This window comes from Actinocrispum sp. NPDC049592 (assembly GCF_040675465.1).
Classification (GTDB): domain Bacteria; phylum Actinomycetota; class Actinomycetes; order Mycobacteriales; family Pseudonocardiaceae; genus Kibdelosporangium.
On the sequence record NZ_JBFAPA010000010.1, the window covers coordinates 259,609 to 278,600 of the forward strand.

19 protein-coding genes are annotated in these 18,992 nt (G+C 68.1%); 8 read left to right on the forward strand and 11 right to left on the reverse strand.

The features are described 5' to 3' along the window. Positions 1-109: 109 nt before the first annotated feature. On the reverse strand, positions 110-511 hold the full coding sequence (locus tag AB0J95_RS25885) for an Ig domain-containing protein (protein ID WP_364762740.1): 402 nt from the start codon (positions 509-511) through the stop codon (positions 110-112). A 352-nt stretch (positions 512-863) separates the two neighbouring features. On the opposite strand from AB0J95_RS25885, the gene AB0J95_RS25890 reads away from it, so the two are divergent. Next, positions 864-2,114 carry a PP2C family protein-serine/threonine phosphatase gene (locus tag AB0J95_RS25890; protein ID WP_364762743.1) on the forward strand — a complete coding sequence of 417 codons (1,251 nt, stop codon included), beginning with the start codon at positions 864-866 and terminating at the stop codon, positions 2,112-2,114. Positions 2,115-2,129: 15 nt separating this feature from the next. On the opposite strand, the gene AB0J95_RS25895 is transcribed toward AB0J95_RS25890, so the two are convergent. Continuing rightward, on the reverse strand, positions 2,130-3,086 hold the full coding sequence (locus AB0J95_RS25895; RefSeq protein WP_364762746.1) for a PrsW family glutamic-type intramembrane protease: 957 nt from the start codon (positions 3,084-3,086) through the stop codon (positions 2,130-2,132). Between the two features lie 147 nt (positions 3,087-3,233). Between AB0J95_RS25895 and ctaD the strand changes: the two genes are divergently transcribed. Continuing rightward, on the forward strand, positions 3,234-4,994 hold the full coding sequence (gene ctaD / locus AB0J95_RS25900; RefSeq protein WP_364762749.1) for a cytochrome c oxidase subunit I: 1,761 nt from the start codon (positions 3,234-3,236) through the stop codon (positions 4,992-4,994). Positions 4,995-5,044: 50 nt separating this feature from the next. On the opposite strand, the gene AB0J95_RS25905 is transcribed toward ctaD, so the two are convergent. From AB0J95_RS25905 to AB0J95_RS25925, 5 genes are all read right to left on the reverse strand, one after another. After that, positions 5,045-5,299, reverse strand: coding sequence for a hypothetical protein (locus tag AB0J95_RS25905; protein WP_364762752.1), 255 nt, complete (start codon positions 5,297-5,299; stop codon positions 5,045-5,047). A gap of 225 nt (positions 5,300-5,524) precedes the next feature. Continuing rightward, positions 5,525-6,004 (reverse strand): hypothetical protein, encoded by a 480-nt coding sequence (locus AB0J95_RS25910; protein ID WP_364762755.1) that lies wholly within the window; start codon positions 6,002-6,004, stop codon positions 5,525-5,527. Between the two features lie 625 nt (positions 6,005-6,629). Then, positions 6,630-6,905 carry a hypothetical protein gene (locus tag AB0J95_RS25915; protein ID WP_364762758.1) on the reverse strand — a complete coding sequence of 92 codons (276 nt, stop codon included), beginning with the start codon at positions 6,903-6,905 and terminating at the stop codon, positions 6,630-6,632. Between the two features lie 115 nt (positions 6,906-7,020). Next, positions 7,021-8,238 (reverse strand): glycosyltransferase, encoded by a 1,218-nt coding sequence (locus tag AB0J95_RS25920; protein WP_364762761.1) that lies wholly within the window; start codon positions 8,236-8,238, stop codon positions 7,021-7,023. A 288-nt stretch (positions 8,239-8,526) separates the two neighbouring features. Next, entirely contained in the window at positions 8,527-8,958 is a 432-nt protein-coding gene (locus AB0J95_RS25925) for a helix-turn-helix domain-containing protein (RefSeq protein ID WP_364762764.1), read from the reverse strand. 178 nt (positions 8,959-9,136) lie between these two features. On the opposite strand from AB0J95_RS25925, the gene AB0J95_RS25930 reads away from it, so the two are divergent. Both AB0J95_RS25930 and AB0J95_RS25935 read left to right on the forward strand, forming a co-directional pair. Continuing rightward, positions 9,137-9,421 carry a DUF3040 domain-containing protein gene (locus AB0J95_RS25930; RefSeq protein WP_364762767.1) on the forward strand — a complete coding sequence of 95 codons (285 nt, stop codon included), beginning with the start codon at positions 9,137-9,139 and terminating at the stop codon, positions 9,419-9,421. A gap of 354 nt (positions 9,422-9,775) precedes the next feature. Further along, positions 9,776-10,081: a hypothetical protein gene (locus tag AB0J95_RS25935; protein ID WP_364762770.1), complete on the forward strand. Its 306-nt coding sequence runs from the start codon at positions 9,776-9,778 to the stop codon at positions 10,079-10,081. Between the two features lie 114 nt (positions 10,082-10,195). Here the strand turns inward: AB0J95_RS25935 and AB0J95_RS25940 are convergent, their stop codons facing one another. After that, a complete protein-coding gene (locus tag AB0J95_RS25940) occupies positions 10,196-10,372 on the reverse strand; it encodes a hypothetical protein (RefSeq protein WP_364762773.1) in 177 nt (58 codons plus the stop codon). Positions 10,373-10,499: 127 nt separating this feature from the next. Here AB0J95_RS25940 and AB0J95_RS25945 point away from each other — a divergent pair, with 127 nt between their 5' ends. Next, positions 10,500-10,835: an STAS domain-containing protein gene (locus AB0J95_RS25945; protein ID WP_364762776.1), complete on the forward strand. Its 336-nt coding sequence runs from the start codon at positions 10,500-10,502 to the stop codon at positions 10,833-10,835. A 255-nt stretch (positions 10,836-11,090) separates the two neighbouring features. Continuing rightward, positions 11,091-11,768: a hypothetical protein gene (locus tag AB0J95_RS25950; RefSeq protein WP_364762779.1), complete on the forward strand. Its 678-nt coding sequence runs from the start codon at positions 11,091-11,093 to the stop codon at positions 11,766-11,768. 260 nt (positions 11,769-12,028) lie between these two features. Here the strand turns inward: AB0J95_RS25950 and AB0J95_RS25955 are convergent, their stop codons facing one another. Then, positions 12,029-12,595, reverse strand: a complete 567-nt coding sequence (locus AB0J95_RS25955; RefSeq protein ID WP_364762782.1) for a TetR/AcrR family transcriptional regulator — start codon at positions 12,593-12,595, stop codon at positions 12,029-12,031. A 110-nt stretch (positions 12,596-12,705) separates the two neighbouring features. Between AB0J95_RS25955 and AB0J95_RS25960 the strand changes: the two genes are divergently transcribed. Together AB0J95_RS25960 and AB0J95_RS25965 are read left to right on the forward strand one after the other, a co-directional pair. After that, a complete protein-coding gene (locus AB0J95_RS25960; RefSeq protein ID WP_364762785.1) occupies positions 12,706-13,899 on the forward strand; it encodes a cytochrome P450 in 1,194 nt (397 codons plus the stop codon). Between the two features lie 162 nt (positions 13,900-14,061). After that, positions 14,062-17,187, forward strand: coding sequence for a S8 family serine peptidase (locus tag AB0J95_RS25965; RefSeq protein ID WP_364762788.1), 3,126 nt, complete (start codon positions 14,062-14,064; stop codon positions 17,185-17,187). Between the two features lie 62 nt (positions 17,188-17,249). Here the strand turns inward: AB0J95_RS25965 and AB0J95_RS25970 are convergent, their stop codons facing one another. Beyond that, the gene (locus AB0J95_RS25970; protein WP_364762791.1) at positions 17,250-17,906 is read right to left on the reverse strand and encodes a class I SAM-dependent methyltransferase; all 657 of its coding nucleotides are present in this window, start codon (positions 17,904-17,906) and stop codon (positions 17,250-17,252) included. 25 nt (positions 17,907-17,931) lie between these two features. Continuing rightward, complete coding sequence (locus AB0J95_RS25975; protein WP_364762879.1) at positions 17,932-18,981, reverse strand: HAD-IIIC family phosphatase; 1,050 nt, start codon at positions 18,979-18,981, stop codon at positions 17,932-17,934. Between the last annotated feature and the right edge of the window lie 11 nt (positions 18,982-18,992).

Consider the following 18,992-nt stretch of genomic DNA (forward strand, 5'->3'; position numbering starts at 1 on the left):
CAGGGGTCGGCCTGTTCACAGGTCGACCCCGTCGAACACCGTTACCCGCCTGGCCGGTCAGTCTTCCGGCAACCGGACTCGGCGGTACTCCGCCGGACTTGTCCTGGGTTCAGCAGGTGCGGCACTCCCTGGGAACCCAGACAGTGAAGGTGGCGCTGCTCGACGAACCGGCTGTGTCCCTCGCGGTGACCGTCACGGTATAGAGACCAGCCGACGCGATCCCGGAGATCAAGCCCGTTGACGCGTTGATGCTCAGCCACCGGCTCAGCCCGGTCGCCGACCACGTATACGGCGAGGCACCGCCGGTCGCGGTCATCTGCAGCTGCACCGGGTCGAACTCGACGAACCTCTGATTGCCCGGATTGACAACAGTCAGCGCGCTGGCTGTGGTGAACCGCGGTGTCGTCGTCTGGGCGCCTGCTGGTGTCGTGGTGACCACGGCCAAGGCGAGTGCCGCGATGGTGGCCACGCAGATCCCGGCCAATCGCCGGATCAGGGGAGGTTTGTTCATGGCGGCTATCTTGGGCCGCCGGCCCCGCCACCAAAACCGTCCACGCCATGGTTGCGCAGCACGGCCCACCCAGGATGAGCCGGAAGAGCCACGGCGGGTCCGCCCCAGGAACGAACCCACCCGGAAACCGAGCCAGGTGCACGTCCATCGTCAAAGGAAGTCAACAACGTCGCCCGACACAGCGGCACCCACCAGGCGTGGATCACCACGGCCGGACTCCCACGCGCCGATGGCGATCGGCGGGGTGGCGGTACCGACGGTGCACGACGTAGCAGGCGGTAGCGGGGCCGGTTACCTCGGGTAGGAATTTTCTGGCCGCCAGATGGGTAGTCGGCGGGCGGAGGTGGTGACGGTGGCCTCGGACTGTGGAGGTTTCACGATGCTGGCCGGCCTGCTGGAGGCGGGGCACCTCGCGACGATGGAACAGATCCATGGGCTGACTGTGCGTTACGCGGCGGCCGTCGGGCTGAGCGATGTCACGATCCTGGTTCCGGACCTCCGCCAGGAGCTGCTGATGCCCCTGACCGCCATGGGACAGGCCGGCGGCGCGTTGTCCGTGGACGCGGGCCTGGCCGGCCGAGCCTTCCGGCACCTGGAGCTCATCACGTCGGGTCGTCCTCCGGCCGGCCCTCACTTCTGGATTCCCCTGCTCGACGGCACCGAACGCGTCGGTGTTCTCGGCGTCCGGGCCGCTGGGAACGACGCGGACACCATCAGCCGGGTTCGGGCACTGGCATCACTGCTCGCCCTGCTCATCGTCAGCAAACGACCGCACAGCGACTCCTACGCCCGACTCGTGCGAACGAAGCCCATGACGGTGTCCTCCGAGGTCGTGTGGCCGTTGATGCCTCCCCTGTCGTTCGCCACCGAGGGTCTCGTCGTCACCGGGATCCTGGAGCCTGCTTACGAGATCGGCGGCGACGCCGTGGACTACGCCATCGCCGGCGACGTCCTGCATCTGTCGATCTTCGACGCCATGGGCCATGACCAAGCCGCCGGTCTGACCGTCGCCCTCGCCACCGGCACCTGCCGCAACTCGCGCCGCGAGAACCGCAGTCTGGTCGAGACCAGTGCCGCCATCGACACCGCCGTCGGTGACCATTTCGGCCGGACCCGCTTCGCCACGGGTGTTCTCGCCGACCTCGACACCACAACCGGCTTGTTGAGCTGGGTCAACCGCGGCCACCCGCCACCGCTGCTGATCCGGGAAGGTCGCTGGCTCAGGCAACTGCAGTGCACGCCCATCCCGCCGATGGGATTCCAGCTGCCCGTCTCACTGGTGGGGTGCCAGCAGCAGTTGCAACCCGGCGACCGCCTGCTGCTCTACACCGACGGTATCGTCGAGGCTCGCGACCCAGCCGGCCGGCAGTTCGGGCTGCGGCGGTTCACCGACTTCATCATCCGCCGCGAGGCCGACGGGCTGTCCGCCCCCGAAACGTTGCGCAGGCTGATGCAGACCGTCCTCACCTACCAGAACGGACGTCTTCAGGACGACGCCAGCGTTCTGCTGGTCGAATGGCGCAGCAGCCGGGAGAACCGCATGATCATCGCCGACCACACACGCGGAGCCAGGGGGACCGACGGGGCGGTACCGCCGGCGTAGCGGACATGACGCCGGTCATCTTCGCCGGCGATCACCCGTACCGGGCCACCAGCTCGTCTGCGTGGACACCCGGTAACCACGCGCCGCACTTGGCACTGTCCGAGAGGCCCGGACCAGCACCACCAACCACACGACGCCGACCAGCGCGACCAGGGCCAGACCGGCCCACGTGAACACAGTGAACAGCTCCACCTGGGTGTCGGTGGGCTGGACCAGGTAGCCCTGCGCCAGCAGTCGCCGCTGCCACGGCTGATCCGTCAGGACGAGCGTGACCAGCACGGCGATGCTGTTCATCGAGTCCCACAGCGCGTGCAGCAACGACACACCCGCGAACGCGGCCAGCAGCCGGCCGGTGAGCACGAAATGTTCCCGGGTGCTGCGGGAGAACAGCACGCCGCCGAGGATCGCCGTCCACAGCCCGTGGCCGAAGGGCGCCAGCAGGCCGCGGGTCAGTTCGGTGCTGACCAGGCTCATCAACGACACGCCGTTCTCGGTGATCGCCGCGGTCAGCGCGTACCCGGCGGACTCGAACGCGGCGAACCCGAACCCGACGCTCGCGCCCAGCACCAGGCCGTCCCGCGCGGACTTGACCACCAGGTGCCGGGCCAGCAACGCCAGCGCACCGAGCTTGACCGCCTCCTCGACCAAACCGACACCCACGAACAGCCACGGCGAGGGATGCAGCAGGTACGTCTCCAACACCGAGGCGGCCAGCACACCGAGCACACCGCCCACCGCGAAGGTCCGGAACACCAGCTCCGCGGTCACCTCACCGGAATGGCGATGGCTGAACGCCCACGAGACGAACGTCGCCGGCACCAGGAAACTGCCCAGCAGCACCAGTGTCGGGATCAGGTTGGCGTTCCTGGTGGCGTAGGTGATCACCACGGCAGCCACCCAGAGACCGAGCCCGAGCAGGAACATCCGCAACCACGGCCGCCGCCTCGCACCGTGCCCCACCGGTGTGGTCACACCCCATCACCGTCCCTTCCCGCCGAGACTTCCCAGCAGCACGCCGCCCAACCCACATGTTCGGCGCCCAGGTGACCCGCGGCCCGCGGGGTTTGTCCCGCAGGCGGTTGGGTAGCCCGCGCGAGGCTCCCGGCCTAGGAGGTCACCATGGCGATCGCCCCTCAGCCCGTCATCGTGCAGGACGTCGCGCCACCGAAAGGCAGTGCGTTTCTGCGGTTGTTCCGCACGACCGATCACAAGCAGATCGGGGTGATGTACCTGGTCACCTCGTTCGGGTTCTTCATGGTCGGTGGGGTGATGGCGTTGCTGATGCGCGCCGAGCTGGGCTGGCCGGGGCTGCAGTTCCTCTCGTCGGAGCAGTACAACCAGCTGTTCACCATGCACGGCACGATCATGCTGCTGCTGTATGCGACGCCGAACGTGTTCGGGTTCGCGAACTTCGTGCTGCCGCTGCAGATCGGCTCGCCGGACGTGGCGTTCCCGCGGCTGAACGCGATGTCCTACTGGCTCTACCTGTTCGGTGGATTGATTGTGCTGTCCGGGTTCCTCACGCCCGGCGGGGCGGCGGACTTCGGCTGGACCGCGTACACGCCACTGGCGACCGACACGTTCTCGCCGGGTGTCGGCGGCGACCTGTGGAACGCCGGGCTGATCATCAGCGGCCTGTCCACCATCCTGGGCGCGGTCAACATGCTCACCACCGTCGTGTGCCTGCGGGCGCCGGGGATGACGATGTTCCGGATGCCGATCTTCACCTGGAACATCTTCTTCACCAGCATCCTCGTGCTGCTCGCCTTCCCGGTACTGACAGCGGCGCTGTTCGGGCTGATGGCCGACCGGCACCTGGGCTCACACGTGTTCGACCCGGCCAACGGCGGATCCATCCTGTGGCAGCACATGTTCTGGTTCTTCGGCCATCCCGAGGTCTACATCGTCGCCTTGCCCTACTTCGGGATCGTCAGCGAGGTCATCCCGGTGTTCAGCCAGAAACCGTTGTTCGGCTACAAAGCCCTGGTCTGGGCCACCGTGTCCATCACGGCACTCTCCGCGGTGGTGTGGGCCCACCACATGTTCGCCACCGGTGCTGTCCTGCTGCCGTTCTTCTCGCTGATGACCTTCCTGATCGCGGTGCCCACCGGGGTCAAGTTCTTCAACTGGATCCTGACCATGTGGCGCGGCAAGCTGATGATGCACACCCCGATGCTGTTCAGCGTCGGGTTCATGGTCACCTTCCTGCTCGGCGGCCTGACCGGCATCCTGCTGGCCTCGCCACCGATCGACTTCCACGTCCACGACACGTACTTCGTCGTGGCGCACTTCCACTACGTGCTGTTCGGCACCATCGTGTTCGCCACCTTCGCCGGGATCTACTTCTGGTTCCCCAAGATCACCGGCCGGTTCCTCGACGAACCCTTGGGCAAGCTGCACTTCTGGACCACATTCCTCGGCTTCCACATCACGTTCCTGATCCAGCACTGGCTCGGCAACGCCGGCATGCCCCGCCGCTACGCCGACTACCAGGCCGCCGACGGGTTCACCACCATGCACGCCATCTCCACCATCGGCTCGTTCCTGCTCGGCGCCTCAGTACTGCCGTTCATCTGGAACGTGCTCAAGAGCTACCGCTACGGCCAGCGCGCCGAAGCCGACGACCCCTGGGGCTTCGGCAACTCCCTGGAATGGGCCACCACCAGCCCACCACCGCGGCACAACTTCCTGGAACTGCCCAGGATCCGCTCGGAACGACCCGCGTTCGAACTGCACTACCCGCACCTGGTCGACCGCTACCGCGCCGAAGCCCACGCCGCCGAAGGACAAAGCCGTTCCGGCACGACACCATCGGAAGCCGGCGCCGCGGCGATCCAAGGCGGCCAGGGCAGCGACGACAGCGACCCGCGCGACAAGTGACCGGCAGAACGCAATGCGAGTGAGGTGTCAGTCCACAGTGGATAACCGGTCTATCCGCACGTCCTGGACCGTCCACCGGGAGGCAGGGTGGCCAGCTCCTCGCGGACATGCCACGGCAGCGCCGAAAGCCGTTCGATGGGAGTGGTCAGCCGGGCGGTTCGCACATCCACGGCCTGTGCCATCAGCCCGTCGCGGACGGCACGGAAACACGCCATGTTCGACAGCTGGTGAGCCACCAACGGCCCGGGATCACCCGCGCGGACGGCGCGAACACCGGTCGCCACCAGCCCCCTGGCCAAAACCACACGGACACCACCGGTCTCACCAGAGCACTCCAAGCCCGATACCGCGGTGCGGAACGTTCGAACAGGCGGTTCGGCTCGCGTTCGGCGAGTAGATCCCCGGCAGGTCCGGCGTGTCCCGCCGGACCGACGACCCGTCGCCCACCGGCACCGTCGGCCAGAGTGACTACCCCCTGCGACACGGAGTCCGGCTGACTCTGCGGCTCGTGCTTCAGCCCGCCCCGCTCCTCATCGCACTCGCTGGGAGCCTGCGTAGGCCAGTTTCCGCAGATGTGACAAGGCGCGGGGTACCGGCACCAGGTGAGGGTGAGCATTCCCGATGGGATCGAAGCGGACTCGCATGCCCGGAACGTGTTCGGAGATGACCAGCCGGCCCCACGCGCGCCATGGACTCGTCGGCGTGGCCAGCATGAGATCGACCACGAACGGCAGGGCGTCCAGCAAAGCGGGCAGCGGTGTCGAGCGCGGCTCCGGGACCGCTGCGATCCACAGCAGTCCGCTGTCCGATCGGAACGGCATGATGCTGCCGTAAACCGCATGGCGCGACCAGTCCCGGCGAGGTACCGGCAGCCACCGGGTCAGCCGGCCGGAGCCGGCCGTCGAGAGCAGCAGGTCGACAGGACGTCCCGGACCGGCCGATTGCGGGACACGCACGGCCAGCCCGAGCACATCTGGAAAAGCGCCTGGCAGACCAAGCCCCTTGGACATCCGCACTGTCACCTGGCGGACAACGCTTCCCGGCTGACCCGGCCAGCCCGCTGGGAGGGACAGCTCGCCGGTGAAGACCCACCCCGCCGGATGCAAAGCCCTCGCTCGCCGGAGCCGGGCCACCGCGGAGAAAAAGCGAACCACGAAACCGGCAGGCGATGAGTCCGCCTCATCGATTCGGGTCGATTCCGCTGATGTCACATGCGACGTGGGAGGCTCAGCAGGCGCGTGGTTGGTCATGTCGTCGTGTTCCCGGTGGATCGCCCGCTGAACACCGAGTCCGGACAAGACTGCGAGCAGGCCGGCAGAACCGCTGCCCGCGTTCCCATCCGGCCGGCCGGAACTCCGAACCCGTCCGCCACAGCGACCGGCAGCGCGTCGAGAGCCGGGTGATCCGGGGGTGCGCGGTAGCCCAGTCTGCTCCCACAGTTCACTCTTCGCGGCCCGCACGTGTCATGGTGGCTGTAAATCAGCACCGTCGGTGCGCCGGGCCGGGCACACCACTCGGCGTGGACAACCGGACCGCCAGCCGTCCCGCACACTTTCGCGACCGGGAACCCCAGGTCGCACAAGGCCGCCACGAGCCAGCTCGCCCACCGCAGCGGCACCCGTTCGGCCCCGGGTGTCAAGGGCGCGGGTGCAGCCGCTTCCAGCGACGGCGGTCTCCCGCGGGATTCGCCGCGGCAGCGCACCTCGGACACAACCACATCCGGTCGCCCACCGTGTCCGCCAGCCACAACGCATCCGCCCACGGCACGTGCTCGAAGCGCGACAGCGCACTGCGATACAGCGATAGCCCGCACAGAGTCTGGTTGGTCCGCGGCATCCACGCATGTACCTCGCCCTCAGGCTGCCGCACCCCGTCCTCGTCGATCCGCTGGCTGGACGCAGCGACCTTCACGGCGTCCCTCCGGCAGGTCGGCCGTGGTGGTCCGGACGATCGCTTCCGGCCTGCCGATCCGCGGTGCGGCACCTCCTCGACCGTGACCGCACGCGAGCCTTGGTGCACAACAACCTCATGAACCTCCCCTTACCAGTCGTGGTCTGTGTTGACCGTTCACCGCTCGTTTGTGCACGCCGGCGATCTGCTGGGCCACGCGGTCCCAGCTGTAACGCGCGACCGCGCGATCCCGGCCCGCCATTCCGTACGCCGTCCTGGTCACCACGTCGTCCAGCAACCGCCGCAGCGCATCGACCAGCGCCCTTGGTGAACGCGGCGGGACATGCAAACCCGTGACACCGTCCACCACCGTGTCGACCTGGCCACCCACCGCCGACGCCACCACCGGACGACCACAGGCCATCGCCTCCAGCGGCACGATCCCGAACGGCTCGTACCACGGCATGCACGCCACGACGTCCGCCGACCGCAACAACCGCGGCATGTCCGCACGCGACACCGACCCACGCAATCGGACCCGGTCGGCCACGCCAAGGTCCTCGGCCAGCCGCAGCAGCGCCCTGGCTTGCGGATCAAGCTTCAGCCTGTTCGCCGCGGGACCGCCCGCGATCACCAGTTCGGTCTCCGGGAGCGCCGGCAGTGCGGCGACGATCGTGTCGAACCCCTTGCGCGGCGCCAGCTTGCCGACGGCGACGATCCGGCGTGCCCGCCCGCGCCTGCACACCGGTCCGTCCACAGTGAACAGATCGACGTCAACGCCAGAGGGCACCACGGAGATCCGCTGCCGCGGCACCCCCAGCTGGACCAGCTCGAACGCCTCGTCGGTGCAACTGGCCACGACCCGGTCCGCCCGCCGGCCGATCACCCGCTCCAGCATGATCCGCTCATCGGGACCCGCGTCCGCCGCTTTCAAGTGTCTTTTGCTGATCGTGGCCAGCTCGTGGAACGTCTGCACCAAGGGAATGCTCAGGTGATGCGCCGCGGACGTCGCCACCAGGCCGGACATCCAGTGGTGAGCGTGCACCACGTCCGGCCGCCAGTCCCGCCACAGCCGCCTCAGCACCACGGCGAAGTCACCCATGTACGGCGGCAGCTCGTCCTCGCCCACCGCCCTCGCCGGGCCCGCATCCACGTGCACGACCCGGTATCCGCCCGGCGCGGCGACCTCCCCGGGCAGGCCGCCGGCGTCCCGCCGGGTGTACACCACCACCTCGTGACCGAGGCTGGACAACGCCGCGGACAGCCCCGCCACATGCACATTCCGGCCACCAGCGTCGACCTTGCCGAACGCCGCCAACGGGCTGGCTTGTCCGGACACCATCGCGACCCTCATCTGTTCACCTCTCGGCGGTTCGCCGGATCAGACGCTGACGGACATTGCCGCGGCCAGGGGAGGCAAACCGGAGACTTCTTCCCGTGACTATCAGTAATCACCATGGGGGTAAAGGCAACAGAGCGTCATGGATGCGGCTTCGATCCAAGGCGATGGTTTGGCCGAGTCAACCCCGGGTACCGGCCCACCCATTTGTTCACGACGGTGTGGCTGCGGATCTGCGACTGGCCCTCGGTTCCCATCCCGCCGGTGGCCGACGCCGAACAGACGCCGCAGCAGGTGATGACGTCAGGTTTGGCCGGCGGCGAAGGTGTCGAACTCGTTCTTGATGATCATGTAGCGCTCGCACGCGACGCTGGTGAGCCGTTGCCGATCGAGGATCGTGAGGTTGCCGCGGGTACAGGTGATCAGTCCGGCCGACTGCAGCCTGCCCGCGATCGCGGAAACGGTGGACCGGCGCACGCCGAGCATCTGGGCGAGGAAGTTGTGGGTGAGCGGGAAATGATCGCTTCGGGTGCGATCGCCGGTGGTCAGGGTCCAGCGGGCGGCACGCTGCTCGGTGAGGTGGGCCCCTCGAGCGAATTCCCGATGCCCTGGTCGCTTTGACCATGGCTCCCGGCGGCGCCGACCTGTTGCGTGTCCCGGCCGCCCCGTGGGCCCGGATGCAAGCCTGACCGCAACCACCTCATGTGAGCCGGTCCCGTTGCGGCACAACGACATATTCCGCTTCCGTCGTGGTTTGGCCCACGCCGGTGCGGGGACCCCTGTCGGCACACCTACCCGGTGGTGGACGTGAATCGTCGGTCCGCGAGGAAAACGAAGGTGGCGATCTGCTCGATGAACTACTGCGGCGCTTAGGCGGAACGGAATGCACGGCTACACCGGGCGGGGAGTACGGATGGATGCTCGGCGGGAACGACGGCAGTTGAGGAACATCGAGCGAGCACTTGGCGTGGCCGACCCGGAGTGGTTGAGGAGCGTGGGTGGACGCCCGGGCGTGACAGTACGGGCCAACTGCATGCCGGTCCGCGTTTTCGTCGACACGATGGCTGTCCTCAGTGTGGCGCTGGGTGCGGCGACCGCACTGTTCCCGCTGATCTTCCTGGGATGTCTTCTCCTTGTCACGGGCGCATGCATGCACACCACACACGCGACCCGCGCCGGAACCGAAGACCACGCTTGAAGGAGAAGGTTGTGACCGAACAAAATCAGCCGTTGACCCCACCGCAGTCCAGCCCGAAACCGGCGCACTGGCCCCCGGCACCGCCGAACCGGCCGGTGACACCGCCGAACCGGCAGGGGTCTCCAACGATCCGGCCGGGGACGAGTACACGGCGCTCGACCCGCACTCCAGCCTCGACGAGCGGGTGTTGCGAGAAGCCATCGGCCGCGGCCAGGCCGCCGACGAAGCAGGAGGCTCCATGGCCAGCATGGAGCGAACACCCCGCCCTCCCGGCTGATCACTGCCCGGCCTGGTGGACCGCAACGGCTTCGCTGGTGACTGTTTGATCAGAACATCAAGGCGCTCGCCGCACCCTTGCCGACGGACGTCCCCGCGGTCTCGCTGTACTCCCGCTCCGGCTCACAAGGCGACGAACGCCTGATCGCAGCCGGGCCGTCCAGGTCCGGCTGCGACATGGTGCACGCCGAGCACCACGTGGTCGGCCAAGCTCCCACGAGGGTGAACCAGTCCGATCCGGCGGGCATCCAGCCGAAGGTTCGGCGCCCGCAGTTCGGCGGCGCCCGCGGCATGGCCCGGCTCCCTGGGTCCACGCCGGTGATACGGCTCGGTTATCGCGTCATCCGGGACCGCCCGCGGGCGGTCCCGGAGCCCAACCGGTGATCCGAGTGCGGACGACGCTCGATCGGCGCGGCGGGAAGCTCGCGGTTCGACGTTCACATCCGCGCTAATGTCTACTATGGACACATCGTCCTTGTCCCGCAAAATCGCCCGAGGTCACGTCGGATAGTGGCGGTGGGGGTCCATCCCGCCGTCGCCCGCCGTTCCCTTCGGGGACGACTCGTCGGTGTCGCGGTTCTCGTCGGCGAAGGACGGCTTCGTGTGCTCCTCAGCGAAGTCAGCGTCCTCCTCCATGCTTTCCGCGGTCTGCGGGTCGATCTCAGGTGTGCTCATGGCCGGGGGCTACCCGCGCCGGTGTCGCCACAACCATTCGCGTAGCAACTGAGCTGCTCATGGCAACCGGCCTCATCCTCGCGGGGGCAAGCTGCTGACCGCGCTCACCACCGCTTCTGCGGAATTTGTGTGGACGGGTCGGGTACGCCCCAACATCGTCGTCGTGCAGGTCGCCGGGGAACTGGACATGTCCTCGGTCAAGCCATTGGAAACAGCCGTGGGACACCAGCTGACCACCCGCCCCAAGGGCCTGGTGATCGATATGCGAAACGTGACCTTCTGCAGGTCGTCCGGACTGCGCGTACTGCTGAAGGCACGGGAAAGCGCCGAGGACGCGCACATCGGGCTGCGCCTGGTGGCCGTACGCCCGGCGGTACTGCGTGTCTTGGAGATCAGCGGTCTGGGTTCGGTGTTCGATGTGCGTGAATCGGTCCCCGAGGCCATGAAAGAACTGGTGACTTGACCTTTCACCTGGTCAGCACCCCGCAGCGGGCGGACTTGATCGGGGAAACCGGGGGCACGGAACCGACGAGGACGGGAACCACGTCGTTCGGAGCTGCCCGCACAGCAGTGTGACAGTGTCACGGCACTGGGACGACAGCCCGGCCATTGCCCTGCCGGGGCTGTCAGTAAGCTGCGCTCCTCGTCGAGGCGGCTCCGCTCGATTCACCGGGAGTTTCGCTCGCGAGTGGTGCCGGTTCGAGAGAGTGGGGACGCGATGATTGTTCAACCGCTGGAAGCTGTTGTCGCGGCGGCGTTCGGTGGACCGGAGCCGGGCGCGTTCGGGGTGGGTGGGATCCGGCCGGATGTCACCGCGGCCGAGATCGCCGCGGCGGAGTCCCGGGTGGGTGGGGCGTTGCCGGAGGCGTTGAAGGACTACTACGCCGTGGCTGGGCGGTACGACGGGATGATGGCGGCGCACTCCCGTTTCCTGGCACCGGACCAACTGCAGGCCACTGACGGGCATGTGGTCTTCTGCCACGAGAACCAGCACGTCATGGAGTGGGGTATCCGGGTCGATGAGCTCGGCCTGCCCAACCCGGCGGTGTACGGGCAGATGGTCAACGGGCCCGACGCCGGCCGGTGGTTTGCCGAATCGGCGACGCTCTCGGCGTTCCTGCTCGGCTTCGGCAGCTGGCAGGCCGTGCTGTCCAGCGAGGAGTCGGCCGAATGCGAACTGCCCGAAGACATCCAGCCCAAGCTGACGAAGTGGTTCGACCCCGTCGGCGAGGCCGAGGTGCGTCAGGGCGGCCCGCTGATCGGGTACGTGAACCGCAAACGGCACCTCGTCGCCGCACACGACGTCAAGCACAGCATGTTGTACGTGGGCACCTCGGCCGAGGACGGACTGGAGAAGTTCGAGAAGCGCAGCCACCTGGACCTGAACTGGTACTGACGCGGGCCTGGCCGGTCCTGCTCGAACGTCACGGGCACATCGATTGACAGGGCGTGGCCGGGATCCGGGTGCCCGCGCACCAAGAAGGACCTGCGTGGTCTGCCGTCCGGCGAGGACATCTTTTGTTCACGGCCGACGAGCAGCGATCCCGTCCGGCAAACAGTCCACCCAGGACACCCGGGAAGGCGAAGCCCAGCTTGGCCGGACCCTGAAGCGTTCACGGCCCGGGTTGTTCCGTAGCCGCGCACCGGAGCCGGCGCTTAGCTGTGCCAGGAACCGATGCTGTCGACGAGCCGGGCGACGAGGTCATCGGAGACCTTGTCCCGCTGCATGGTGGTGCGGTAGACGATCGGCCCGACCAGCATCACCGCCAGGTCCGACGGTCCGGCGTCGGTCTCCAGCTCGCCACTCGCGACAGCCGACTGGATGGCGGCGTGGATCCGTTCGACGATCGTCCTGACCGACTCGTCCTGCCGGTGCGCGAGCTCCGGGTCCCACATCGCCGACTGCGCGAGGGTGAGCGACATGGCCGCGACGGCCGGTATCGCGAGCTCATCGGCCATCTGCCTCAACTGCCGGCGCAGCCACGCGCGGATGGGCACCTCCGGGTCCTTGAACAGCGGGAGGTCCGCGCCACCCATGGCGTCGAGCATCAATTGCTCGGACCGTGGCCAGTGCCGGTAGACGGTGGCCCGGCCCACGCCGGCCTGCTGAGCGACGCGCTGGTGAGTGACCGAGCCGGGACCTTCGCGCGCCAGCAGCTGCCGGGCCGCGGCGAGCATCGCCTCGCGGCTGCGCGCCGCTCGGGGGTCCGTCGAGTAACTCACCGTCGCATGATACGAGCCACCACGATCCGGTCTCGTGAGTCCGTTGTGGACACCACGAGATTCTGTGAGACAGGTTGACTCATAGATCGGATCGTGACACAGTGCTCACTGTGAGACATTCTGTATCAGAGTTGCTGACCGGCCGCCGTGCGCAACACTGTCCTTTCGAACCGGCAACCGAGCTGACCGCGCTACGCGAGCAGACCGGCCTGCCCACCATCCCCCGCTACCACCCGTTCTTCGGGCAGTTCGACGCCCGCGCTGTCACTCGCTACGACGATGTCCACGCGGTGTTCGCACACGAACGTGTCGCCGCCGACATGAACGCCGATCCCGACGCGCCACGGACCCTGTTCAACCAGCCCGGATTCCTGCTCGGTTACGACGGACCGGAACACGCGCGGCTGCGGCGGATGCTGGCCGGAGCGTTCACCGTCCGCCGGCTGCAGGGCATGCGGCCCTCGATCGAGCGGATCGTGGCCGACCGGCTGGACGCGATGCATGCGTCCGGTCCGGTGGTCGATCTCGTTGAGGCGTACGCCCTGCCCATCCCCTCACTCGTGATCTGCGAACTGCTCGGCGTCCCCTACACCGACCGCGCCGACTTCCAGCACCGCAGCGCGATCCTGCTCGACGCCACCCGCACAGAGCAGGAACAGTTCGCCAACTACGCCGCGATGCACACCTACATGGCCGAGCTCGTCGCCCGTTTACGCGCCGAACCCGGCGACGGCGTACTCGGCGAGGTGATCACCAAGCACGGCGACGAGATCACCGACGAGGAACTGATCGGCTTCGGCACCCTGCTGCTCATCGCCGGGCACGAAACCACGTCGAACATGATCGCCCTGGGCACCCTGGCGTTGCTGCGAAACCCCGAACAACTCGCCGCCGTCCGCGACGACCCCGAACTGACGACTCCCGCGATCGAGGAACTGCTGCGCTACCTCTCCATCGTCAGCTATCTCGACCGGCGAGCCACGACCGACCTCGACGTCAACGGTCACCGGATCACGGCCGGTGAATGGCTGTCGCTGTCAGTCCTGGCCGCCAACCACGACCCCGCCATCGCCGGCGCGAACGCCGGACTCGACGTGCACCGCAAACCGGTGCCACACCTCGCCTTCGGCTTCGGCGTCCATCAGTGCCTCGGCCGGCAGCTGGCCCGTATCGAGCTGAAAGCCGCGCTGCCCGCCCTGCTGCGCCGCTTCCCGGCACTGCGTCTGGCCGTGCCGTTCGAGCAGATCGAGTTCCGGGCCTTCTCCCCGATCCAAGGCGTTACGTCCCTGCCCGTGACCTGGTGACGCCCGCACGACGCGCCGATCGCGGTGGGGATTCACAGTTTGTGGCACAGCTGGGAACGAAAGCCCGCGCGCAGGCCTCAACGGTCGCCGTGAGCCACGGGTCTTGCCGGTATGAGCCCAAGAAGAACAGTTGCATGGCTACTCGCCGGCGTGCTGGCGGGTGTGACGGTAGTGCCACCTGGCGCCGGGGTCGCGGCCCCGGCGGCTTCCGCGGGTGTGGGGGCTGGTCCGGCCGCCACGATCACATTGCTCACCGGCGACAAGGTGACGCTGACCGGCCCGCACGGCGCGGTGGTCGAACCCGCCAAGGGCCGGGAGCGGATCCGGTTCGTCCAGCAGCGCGACGAGTCCGGCGACCTGCACGTGATCCCCGAGGACGCCCTCCGCATGCTGCGCGCCCACCGGATCGACCCCAGGCTGTTCAACGTCGGCAAACTCGCCCAGAACAACTACGACGACAAGTCCCGCAACGACATCCCGCTCATCGTCAGCGGCACCGCGCTGGCCCGCACCAAGAACAAGGTCCGTGACCTGCCCAGCATCGGCGGCGCGGCGATCCGCGTGGACAAGACCGCCGGGTTCGGTCCCCTCGAGTCGGCGCAACACATCTGGCTCGACGGCCCGGTACAGGCCATGCTCGACCACAGCGTGCCGCAGATCGGCGCGCCACAGGCCTGGCAGTCCGGCTACACCGGCAAGGGCACGACTGTGGCCGTGCTGGACACCGGCATCGACGCCACGCACCCGGATCTGGCCGACGCCGTCGTGCAGGCACAGAACTTCACCCCCAGCCAGTACGGCGCGGACGACCACTTCGGGCACGGCACGCACGTCGCGTCGATCATCACCGGGCGGCACGAGAAATACACCGGCGTCGCCCCGGACACCAAGCTGCTCAACGGGAAAGTCCTCAGTGACGGCGGCGGCGGCCAGGACTCGTGGATCATCGCGGGCATGGAGTGGGCCGCCGCGCAGCACGCGAACGTCATCAACATGAGCCTCGGCAGCCGTTTTCCCAGCGACGGCAACGACGCGCTGTCGTTGGCGGCCAACCGGCTCACGGCCGAGAGCGGGTCGCTGTTCGTGGTCGCGTCGGGCAACTCCGGTGGCACACCTGGGAGTCCCGCCGCCGCCGATGCCGCGCTCACCGTCGGCGCGGTCGACCGCAACGACCAGCTGGCGCCGTTCTCCAGCCGTGGCCCCAGGTTCGGCGACGATGCCATCAAACCCGACATCACCGCACCGGGCGTGGACATCGCCGCCGCCAAGGCCACCCACGGACTGGTCGGCACACCCGTGGACGAGACCCACGTCCGCCTGTCCGGCACGTCGATGGCGGCCCCGCACGTCGCGGGCGCCGCGGCGATCCTGGCCGGCGAACACCCGGGCTGGCAGGCCGGTGAGCTCAAGGCCGCGCTGATGAACAGCGCCAAGCCCGACCCGGCCCGGACCGTTTTCGACCAGGGCGCCGGACGCGTCGATGTCGCCAAGGCCGTCGCGCAGAACGTGTACTCCTCCCCCGCGACGATCAGCGAAGGCATCGCGCGCTGGCCGCACAACGACGACACCCCGATCACCACAACCGTCACCTACCACAACTCCGGGACCTCAGCCGTCGTACTGGACTTGCGTACGGATATCCGCGGCCCAGACGGAAACCCAGCGCCCGCCGGCATGTTCACGCTGTCCCCATCGACCGTGTCTGTTCCCGCGGGCGGCCAAGCGCAAGTCACGCTGACCACCGATACCAGGGTGACCGCGCCGGACGGCCTGTACAGCGGTGTGCTGCTCGCCGGTGAGACCCGGATCCCGGTCGCGGTGAACCGCGAAGTCGAGAGCTACGACGTGAAACTCGAGTTCCTCGGCTTCGACGGCACACCGACCCCCGACTACACCGCGCGCCTGATCAACATCGACACCCCGAAGACCTACCAGCCCTACGACGCCTCAGGCACGGTCACCACGCGCCTGCCCAAGGGGCGCTACTACATCGACGTCGTCACCCAGGGAACAGGCAAACTCGCCCTGGCGGCCGAGCCGGAGTATGTCGTCGACAAGCCCGGCACGCTGACCATCGACGCCCGCGACGGCAAGCCTGCGGGTTTCGTCGTCGACCAACCGAACGCCCAGTGCGGCGAAGGGAACATCGGCTTCGCGCGGGTCACGAAGACACCGGGCGGCGCGAGCACCGACATCTACACGCGAGACTTCACCGACGTGGTCGTCCGGCCATCGACGAGCGTCGCCACCGCGGCCGGGCAGTTCCGGTACTACACCGAGGCACGGATGGCCGAGCCGGACGGCAAGGGCACCTTCAACGACAGCCCCTACCTGTACAGCGTGCACCACGAAACCGACGGCCGCGTCCCGGCTGATCTGGTCGACCGTATCCACGACAACGAACTGACCAAGGTCCGCTCGGAACACGCGGCGACCGGCGCGGGCAAGTACGGCATGCGGGAACGAATGGTCCTCCGGCAACTGCCGTTCACGCTCCAGGAGTTCTACACCCCCAACGTGCCCTGGCTGGGCCGGTTCTCGCAGACCTCCGACCCGATCCTCGCGCCGGCCGAGTCCGGCTTGTCCAGCGTGGGAGTGCGAACGTTCGCGCCGGGACACGCGACGGAACGGTGGAACAACGGCGTTTTCGGCCCGGCCTTCCCGGCCGATCCCGAGCAGCCCTGGGCGTGGGCATCGCGGTACGGCGACCAGGTCACCTTCCAGCTGCCCCTCTACGCCGACCGGGCACCGCACCGCTACGGCTTCTCCGACAGCAGCGGCACGACCACACTTTCCCTCGACGGCAAGCAGATCGGCACCACGCCCTACCCCGGCTTCGCCGACTTCACCGTCCCCGCCGGACCGGCCAGCTACCAGCTCCACACCGACTCGGCCCGCGACACCCCGATGTCCAGTAAGGTCACCGCGGACTGGACCTTCAAGTCCACCACCGTGACCGGCGACAACCCAGAAGCCCTTCCCCTGCTGGCGGTCCGCTTCGCCCCGCTGCTCGACGACCACAACCAGGCACCGCGACTACTGCCCACGCTGGTCCCGGTCACCGTCGACCACAATGCCGGTGGCACAGCGGGCAAACCCGTCGTCCAAGTGTCCTATGACGACGGTGCCACGTGGAAACCCGTTGTGGTGCTCACCATCGCGGGAAGGTGGTTCACCCTGATCGCCCATCCACCACGAGCCGGCTCCGTGTCACTCAAGGCAAAGGCAAGCGACACCAACGGCAACGCCGTCGAACAGACGATCATCGGCGCGTTCTTCCTGAAGTAGAGCCACATCAACGGCAGGTGGCGCCTCGGCGCCGAGGCGCCACCTGCCGTCCGGCGCTTGGGCTATGCGGGTTTCTTGCGTGCCAGGGTGAGGCCGTCGGCGAAGGGCAGGACACAGGTCTCGACGCGGGTGTCGGACTGCACGAGTTCGTTGACGGTGCGGATGCCGGCGGTGCCGGGGTCGTCGGCGGCGGGGTCGAGCACACGCCCGAAGAACAGCGTGTTGTCGATGACGATGAGGCCGCCGGGACGCACCAGCTCCACCGATCTGGTGTAGTAGGCCGGGTAGCTCTGTTTGTCGGCGTCGATGAAGACCAGGTCGACAGTGCCCGCGGACAGGCCCGCCATCGTCTCCTGGGCATCGCCCAGGCGCAGGTCGATCCGGTCGGCGACGCCGGCGCGGTCCCAGAACGACTGCGCGATGGCGGTCATCTTCTTGTTGATATCGCACGTGATCACCCGGCCGCCGGGCGGCAACGCCCGGGCCATGCAGAGGGTGCTGTAGCCGGTGTAGGTCCCGATCTCCAGCACGGTGGCCGCACCGGTCAACGCGACGAGCAGGCTCAGCAACCGGCCTTCGGACGGTGGCACCTGCATCGCGCTGCCGCCGGGCAGTTCGGCGGTCAGGGTCCGCAACTCGGCCAGCACCGGGTCCTCGGGCGGGGAGATGTCCTCGACGTAGGCGAGCACCTCGTCGGTGGCGGCGATCTGAGTGGCCATGGCTCCAACGGCTCCAACCGGTTGGTCAGCGGGTCAGGGTGGGTGTGCTCAGGCGCATGGTGTTCGGCGGGTCGCGGTGCTCACCGGCGAGGTGCAGGCGCTGCACGTCAGGCGAGGCCGCCACCGAGTCCAGGCACGGGCACGAGGAGTCCTCGAAACCGGCGAACCGGTAGGCGATCTCCATCATCCGGTTGCGGTCGGTCCGCCGGAAGTCCGCGGCGAGGTGCACCCCGGCCTGGAACGCCTGAGCGCACAGCCAGTTCAGGATCGCGGTGCCCACCCCGAAGGACACCACGCGGCAGGATGTCGCGAGCAGCTTCAGGTGCCACACGGCGGCGTGGTACTCCACCAGCAGCACGCCGATCGCGCCGTGGGTGCCGAACCGGTCGGTGAGCGTCGCCACCAGAACCTCGTGGGCCGGGTCGGCGACCAGATCGCGCAACACCGAGTCGCTGTAGTGCACACCCGTGGCGTTCATCTGGCTCGTGCGCAGGGTCAGCTCCTCGACCCGGCTCAGCTCCGCCTCGGTCGCGCGCACGATCGTCAGCTCCAGCTGCAGGGAACGCAGGAAGTCCTCGTCCGGCCCGGTGTACTGCGAGCGTTCGGCGTCCCGGCGGAAGTTGGCCTGGTACATGGCTCGGCGCTTGCCGGAGTCGATGGTCCGCGTCGTGGGCGTGAACTCGGGCAACGAGGTCAGCTCGAGTGCCTGCGACGCCGGGTAGCACCGCACCTCCGGCAGGTGGTACTGCACCTCCGCGCGTTCCGCCGGCTGGTCGTCGATGAACGCGATCGTCTTCGGCGCGAAGTTCAGCCGTTGCGCGATCGCGGCCACCGACCCGGACTTGGGTCCCCAGCCGATCTCGGCGAGCACGAAGTACTCCGCGATCCCCAGCTCGGTCAGCCGCGCCCAGGTGGGCTCGTGGTCGTTCCTGCTGGCGACGGCCTGCAGGATGCCTCGCGCGTCCAACTCCTTGACCACCTGGCGGATCTCCTCGGCGAGCCGCACCTCGCCGTCCTCCAGCAGGGTGCCCTGCCACAGGGTGTTGTCCAGGTCCCATACCAGGCACTTCACCATGGTCGTGCCGT

Excerpts from the sequence above, each read along its gene's own strand:
- AB0J95_RS25925 (WP_364762764.1), bottom strand. The coding sequence starts at position 8,958 with ATGTCGTTGTGCCGCAACGGGACCGGCTCACATGAGGTGGTTGCGGTC.
- AB0J95_RS25950 (WP_364762779.1), top strand. The coding sequence starts at position 11,091 with ATGATTGTTCAACCGCTGGAAGCTGTTGTCGCGGCGGCGTTCGGTGGA.
- AB0J95_RS25910 (WP_364762755.1), bottom strand. The coding sequence starts at position 6,004 with ATGTCCAAGGGGCTTGGTCTGCCAGGCGCTTTTCCAGATGTGCTCGGG.
- AB0J95_RS25930 (WP_364762767.1), top strand. The coding sequence starts at position 9,137 with ATGGATGCTCGGCGGGAACGACGGCAGTTGAGGAACATCGAGCGAGCA.
- AB0J95_RS25885 (WP_364762740.1), bottom strand. The coding sequence starts at position 511 with ATGAACAAACCTCCCCTGATCCGGCGATTGGCCGGGATCTGCGTGGCC.
- AB0J95_RS25920 (WP_364762761.1), bottom strand. The coding sequence starts at position 8,238 with ATGAGGGTCGCGATGGTGTCCGGACAAGCCAGCCCGTTGGCGGCGTTC.
- ctaD (WP_364762749.1), top strand. The coding sequence starts at position 3,234 with ATGGCGATCGCCCCTCAGCCCGTCATCGTGCAGGACGTCGCGCCACCG.
- AB0J95_RS25975 (WP_364762879.1), bottom strand. The coding sequence starts at position 18,981 with ATGGTGAAGTGCCTGGTATGGGACCTGGACAACACCCTGTGGCAGGGC.
- AB0J95_RS25940 (WP_364762773.1), bottom strand. The coding sequence starts at position 10,372 with ATGAGCACACCTGAGATCGACCCGCAGACCGCGGAAAGCATGGAGGAG.
- AB0J95_RS25970 (WP_364762791.1), bottom strand. The coding sequence starts at position 17,906 with ATGGCCACTCAGATCGCCGCCACCGACGAGGTGCTCGCCTACGTCGAG.